Raw genomic sequence first — 5,542 nt, 5'->3', positions numbered from 1 at the left:
CGCAGCCAGTCCGGGCTGCCCGCGGTCTGCGCGAGCGCGGCTTCAACGCCGGAACCGGCCACCAGGTCCGCCGACAGCGTCGCGGCGAGCGACGCGGGTGCTGGGCCCGGGATGCCGTTCCAGGCCGGGAGAGCGGCCAGCAGGCCCCCGCAACGGCCCGGGTTGCGGACGGCCCACTCCGCGGCCAGGTGCGCGCCGAACGAAATGCCGCCCACGAGCAGCTCGCCGTGGTCGGCCGCCAGCGCGTCCAGGGCCGCCAGGTAGCCGTCGGCCAGCGCCGCGCCCGGGGGCGGCGGTGGCGCGATGAGCGGGACACCGAGGGCGCGCAGCGGCCCTTCGAAGACGGCCCGGACGAACACTTCGTCCGAGCCGGTGCCGGGCAGCAGCACCGCGGCGGGAACTCTGATCGCGGACGTCACGTTGCGATCTTTGCGCAAAGGCGTTTCCCTGGCGGGGACCGCAGTACGCTGGAATCGCACGGGCCGCAAGCAGTTATGTCGGGGGCCCCGGAGCACAGGAGCACCTATGTCCGCCAAAGACGGCGGCTACTTCAGCCGGCTGGTACGCAAGCTGACCAGCGACGTCGAGGATCTCGACGCAGACGAAATGTCGATGAGGTCGGGCGCCGAAGGGGCGCAGCGGGCCTGTGACTGCCGTTCCGGTGAAGAGGTCACCGTGATGGGGAGACTGCGCAGCGTGGAGCTCTGCCCGACGAACGAGGCCGCCACCCTGGAGGCCGAGCTGTTCGACGGAACACAGGGCGTGACGCTAATCTGGCTCGGCCGCCGCCGGATCCCGGGCATCGAGCCTGGCCGGACGATCAAGGTGCGCGGCCGGATGGCCGAGCGTGACGGCCAGAAGGTGCTGTACAACCCCTATTACGAGCTCCAGAGCCCAGTGAGTTGATCACCCATCGTGACTGAACCCGCCCCGAGCGAGAAGAAGACCGACGCGGAAGAACCGCAGCCGACCCTGCTCGAGCAGATGGGCGGCGTGTCCGGCCTGATCTACTCGTCGCTGCCGGTGATCGTCTTCGTGCTGGCCAACTCGTTCTTCGGGCTGACCGCGGCCATCTGGACCTCGATCGGCAGCGCGGTGGCCATCACCGTGCTGCGGCTGGTCCGCAAGGAGCCGCTGCAGCCGGCGATCTCGGGGTTCTTCGGCGTCGCGATCGCGGCGTTCATCGCCTACCGGACGGGGTCCGCGAAGGGCTTCTTCCTGTTCGGGATCTACGCGAGCCTGATCTACTGCGGCGTCTTCGTGCTGTCGGTGGTCGTCCGCTGGCCGATCGCGGGCGTCGTCTGGAACATGCTCAACGGCAGCGGCCACGCCTGGCGCAAGGACAAGCCGTCCCGCTACGGCTACGACATCGCCACGCTGGCGATGGCACTGATCTTCGCCGCCCGGTTCGTGGTCCAGCGCTGGCTGTACCAGGAGGACTACACGGGCTGGCTGGCCTTCGCGAAGATCGCGATGGGGTACCCGCTGTACGCGCTGGGCCTGCTGGTGGTCGTGTGGGCGGTGCGGCGGTCGGACAAGCGCCTGAAGGCGCTGGCGGAGACCGAACCGACACCGGAGACGGACGCGGAGGTCGAAGCCCGGCTGCGCGAGAAGTACGCGGCCCCGGAGGCTTGAGCCGGACGCCGGTGTCTTGAATGAGTCATTCAGGACCTCCGGCGACCTGAATGAGTCATCCAAGACACGGCGCCCCACCCCGGCGCGACTTTGCCGAGGCCCTGTCGCCGGACGCGGCAAGCCACAACCCCCGCGCGTGGGGGCGCCCCCGTTTTCCACGCTACCGGCAGGCACCGACAGTTCCGGCCGCCGAATGTCGCCAATGGCCCATTCACGGCGCCGGCGGTCCCGAACGAGCCATTCGCGGCACTCGCCGGGCCCCGCCAAGACACACCAGAAGGCCCCCCGGCACACCGGCCAGGGGCCTTCTTCGCGTCCTCAGTACCCGAGCGCCGTCCGGATCTCCGGCTCCACGTCCGCGGTCGCCACGAACAGCAGCTCGTCGCCCGGCTCCAGCGGGTCCTCCGGCTGCGGCACGATCACCCGGTCACCCCGCAGGATCGTCACCAGCGCCGCGTCGCGCGGCAGCGACAGCTCGCTCACCGGCTTCCCGGCCAGCGGTGTCTCCGCCGGCAGGGTCAGCTCGACGAGGTTCGCGTTGCTCTGCCGGAACGTCATCAGCCGCACGAGGTCGCCGACGCTGACCGCTTCCTCGACCATCGCCGCCAGCATCCGGGGCGTCGAGACCGCCACGTCGACGCCCCAGGCGTCGGTGAACAGCCACTCGTTGGCCGGGTTGTTCACCCGGGCCACCACGCGCCGCACCGCGAACTCCGTCTTCGCCAGCAGCGAGACCACCAGGTTGGCCTTGTCGTCGCCGGTCGCGGCGATGACGACGTCGCACTGCTCGATCCCGGACTCCTCCAGGATCGACACCTCGCAGGCGTCGCCGAGCACCCAGTCGGCCTGCTCGACCGCGTGCGGCTCGAACTGGTCGGCCTCCCGCTCGATGAGCATCACCTGGTGCCTGCCGTCGATCAGCTCCGCGGCGATGGAGCGCCCGACCGCGCCCGCGCCCGCAATCGCGACCCTCATGCTTCGTCCTCCGGTTCGCGGTGCGCCACGCTGGTCACGTCGCTGACGGTGCCGGACCGCGCGGCCACCCACACGTCGTCGCCGTCCTGGACCACGGTCTTGTTGTCCGGCAGCACGGGCGTGCCGAAGCGCATGATGAACGCCACGCGCGCGCCGGTCGCCTCCTGCAGGGACCGGACGGAGTGCCCGACCCAGCCCTCGTGCAGCGGCAGCTGCAGCAGCGCGACGTTGCCCGACGGGTCCCGCCACGCCGACGCCACGCCGTCCGGCAGCAGCGTCCGCAGGAACCGGTCGGTGGTCCACGGCACGGTCGCGACCGTCGGGATGCCCAGCCGCTCGTACACCGCCGCGCGCTTGTGGTCGTAGATCCGCGCGACGACGTGCTCGATGCCGAAGTTCTCGCGCGCGACCCGCGCCGAAATGATGTTCGAGTTGTCGCCGCTGGACACCGCCGCGAACGCGCCGGCCCGCTCGATGCCCGCCTCGACGAGCACCTTGCGGTCGAAGCCGACGCCGACGACCTGCTGACCGTGGAAGTCGCTGCCGAGCCGGCGGAACGCCTGCTGGTTCTTGTCGATGACGGCCACCTCGTGGCCGAGCCGCTCCAGCGCAGCGGCCAGGGACGCGCCTACCCGGCCGCATCCCATGATCACCACGTGCACGCCCTGCCTCCTCTTCGGCGGTTACCCGTCCGTCTTACCCCCGACATACCAGCGCCGAACCTACCGTGCGCCCGGACAGTTACGCTTCCGTGGTGTCGAAGTTCCCGACCGTGCTGAAACGCCTGGTCCTCGGACGTCCGTTCCGCAGTGACAGGCTCGCTCACACGCTCCTGCCCAAGCGCATCGCGCTGCCGATCTTCGCGTCCGACGCGCTCTCCAGCGTCGCGTACGCGCCGGAAGAGATCTTCCTGACGCTGAGCGTCGCGGGCTTGTCCGCCTACGCGCTGGCGCCGTGGATCGGCATCGCCGTGGCGCTGGTCATGCTCGTCGTCGTCGCGTCCTACCGGCAGAACGTGCACGCCTACCCCAGCGGCGGCGGTGACTACGAGGTCGCGAACACCAACCTGGGCGGCAAGTTCGGCCTCACCGTGGCCAGCGCGCTGCTCGTCGACTACGTGCTCACGGTCGCCGTGTCCACTTCGTCCGGCGTGGCCAACATCGGGTCGGCCGTCCCGTGGGTGGCCCAGCACAAGGTGCTCGCCTCGATCGTCATCGTCGTCGTGCTGACGTCGCTGAACCTGCGCGGCATCCGCGAGTCGGGGAAGGCCTTCGCGATCCCGACATACGGCTTCATCCTGGGCATTCTGGCCATGGTGGTGTGGGGCCTGCTGCAGGCGGCCACCGGCACCGAGATGAAGGCCGAGAGCGCCGGGTTCACGCTGAACGCCGAAGGCACCTTCGCCGGCGTCGCGTACGCGTTCCTGGTGCTGCGGGCGTTTTCCTCCGGCGCGGCGGCGCTGACCGGGGTCGAGGCGATCAGCAACGGCGTCCCGGCGTTCCGGAAGCCGAAGTCGAAGAACGCGGCGACCACGCTTTTGATGATGGGCGTGCTGGCGGTCACCATGCTGGTCGGCATCATCACGCTCGCCACGATCACCGACGTCAAGTTCGCCGAAGACCCGGCGGAACAGCTCGCGGGCGCGCCGGCGGGCTACGAGCAGAAGACGATCGTCGCGCAGATCGCGCACGCGGTGTTCGCCGACTTCCCGCCGGCCTTCTACTACATCTCCTTCTCCACCGGCATCATCCTGCTGCTGGCCGCGAACACCGCGTTCAACGGCTTCCCGGTGCTGGGCTCGATCCTGGCGCAGGACCGCTACCTGCCGCGGCAGCTGCACACGCGCGGCGACCGGCTCGCGTTCTCGAACGGGATCCTGTTCCTGGCGGCGTTCGCGCTGGTGCTGATCATCGCCTTCGACGCCGAGGTCACCCGGCTCATCCAGCTGTACATCGTGGGCGTGTTCGTGTCGTTCACGGTGAGCCAGGCCGGCATGATCCGGCACTGGAACCGGTTGCTGGCCAAGGAAACCGACCCGGGCGTGCGGCGGCGGATGCGGCGCTCGCAGACGGTGAACGCGATCGGCCTGACCATGACCGCGACCGTGCTGGTGATCGTGCTGATCACGAAGTTCCTGCTCGGCGCGTGGATCGCGATCGCCGCCATGGTGGCGATCTACGTGCTGATGACGGCGATCCGGCGGCACTACGACCGCGTCGCCGACGAGCTGAAGGACCTCGGCGACACCCCGACCGTGCTGCCGTCGCGCAACCACGCGATCGTCCTGGTGTCCAAACTGCACCGTCCGACGCTGCGCGCGCTGGCCTACGCCAAGGCGATGCGCCCGGACGTCCTCGAAGCCGTGACGGTCAATGTGGACGATGCCGACACGCGAAGGCTCACCGCTGAGTGGGACGCGCACAACTTCAAGGTGCCGCTGAAGGTCGTCGAGTCGCCCTACCGCGAGATCACGAAGCCGGTGCTCGACTACGTGAAGCGCGTGCGCGGCGACAACCCGCGCAACGTGGTCACCGTGTTCATCCCGGAGTACGTGGTCGGCCACTGGTGGGAGCAGGTGCTGCACAACCAGAGCGCGCTGCGGCTCAAGGGGCGCCTGCTGTTCCAGTCCGGCGTGATCGTGGCGAGCGTGCCGTGGCAGCTCGAGTCCTCGGCCAAGGCGGCCGCGCGCGTCCGGAACGAACGGCCCGCGGCCGGCGACGTCCGGCGCGGGTTCTCGCCCAACGGCAAGCAGGCGGCCGCCCCGAAGCCGAAGGAGCCTGCCGAATGACGAGCTGGCTGGGCCGGGTCCTCGAGGTGGAGGTCGGACCGGTCGCGCACGGCGGCCACTGCGTGGCGCGCGCCGACGGCCGCGTCGTGTTCGTCCGGCACGCGCTGCCGGGCGAGCGGGTCCGCGTCGAGGTCACCGAGGACA

6 protein-coding genes and 1 pseudogene are annotated in these 5,542 nt (G+C 70.0%); 4 read left to right on the top strand and 3 right to left on the bottom strand.

The features are described from left to right. Nucleotides 1–389: pseudogene (locus G3I65_RS54795) on the bottom strand (alpha/beta hydrolase); the annotation flags it as partial. 136 nt (nt 390–525) lie between these two features. Between G3I65_RS54795 and G3I65_RS54790 the strand changes: the two are divergent. Further along, complete coding sequence (locus tag G3I65_RS54790; protein WP_003074944.1) at nt 526–906, top strand: OB-fold nucleic acid binding domain-containing protein; 381 nt, start codon at nt 526–528, stop codon at nt 904–906. 9 nt (nt 907–915) lie between these two features. Further along, nucleotides 916–1,635: a DUF3159 domain-containing protein gene (locus G3I65_RS54785; protein WP_160704387.1), complete on the top strand. Its 720-nt coding sequence runs from the start codon at nt 916–918 to the stop codon at nt 1,633–1,635. A gap of 318 nt (nt 1,636–1,953) precedes the next feature. Here G3I65_RS54785 and G3I65_RS54780 read toward each other — a convergent pair whose 3' ends face one another. Then, nucleotides 1,954–2,610 (bottom strand): TrkA family potassium uptake protein, encoded by a 657-nt coding sequence (locus tag G3I65_RS54780; protein WP_160704385.1) that lies wholly within the window; start codon nt 2,608–2,610, stop codon nt 1,954–1,956. Then, complete coding sequence (locus tag G3I65_RS54775) at nt 2,607–3,272, bottom strand: TrkA family potassium uptake protein (protein WP_125315779.1); 666 nt, start codon at nt 3,270–3,272, stop codon at nt 2,607–2,609. The genes G3I65_RS54780 and G3I65_RS54775 overlap by 4 nt, the downstream gene beginning before the upstream one ends. Before the next feature lie 92 nt (nt 3,273–3,364). Between G3I65_RS54775 and G3I65_RS54770 the strand changes: the two genes are divergently transcribed. Both G3I65_RS54770 and G3I65_RS54765 read left to right on the top strand, forming a co-directional pair. Beyond that, nucleotides 3,365–5,398 (top strand): APC family permease, encoded by a 2,034-nt coding sequence (locus G3I65_RS54770; RefSeq protein ID WP_309236118.1) that lies wholly within the window; start codon nt 3,365–3,367, stop codon nt 5,396–5,398. Further along, nucleotides 5,395–5,542, top strand: a 148-nt coding sequence (locus G3I65_RS54765; protein ID WP_160704383.1) for a TRAM domain-containing protein, incomplete at its 3' end; no start/stop codon positions are given. The genes G3I65_RS54770 and G3I65_RS54765, both read left to right, overlap by 4 nt.

The organism is Amycolatopsis sp. SID8362 (assembly GCF_010550475.1).
In the GTDB taxonomy this organism is placed as follows: domain Bacteria; phylum Actinomycetota; class Actinomycetes; order Mycobacteriales; family Pseudonocardiaceae; genus Amycolatopsis; species Amycolatopsis eburnea.
Note: the sequence above shows the minus strand (reverse complement) of the source record. Positions and strands in the feature narration are given on the sequence as shown.

What these genes read in the sequence shown, in the direction of transcription:
- G3I65_RS54790 (WP_003074944.1), top strand. Translation starts at nt 526, where the DNA reads ATGTCCGCCAAAGACGGCGGCTACTTCAGCCGGCTGGTACGCAAGCTG.
- G3I65_RS54780 (WP_160704385.1), bottom strand. Translation starts at nt 2,610, where the DNA reads ATGAGGGTCGCGATTGCGGGCGCGGGCGCGGTCGGGCGCTCCATCGCC.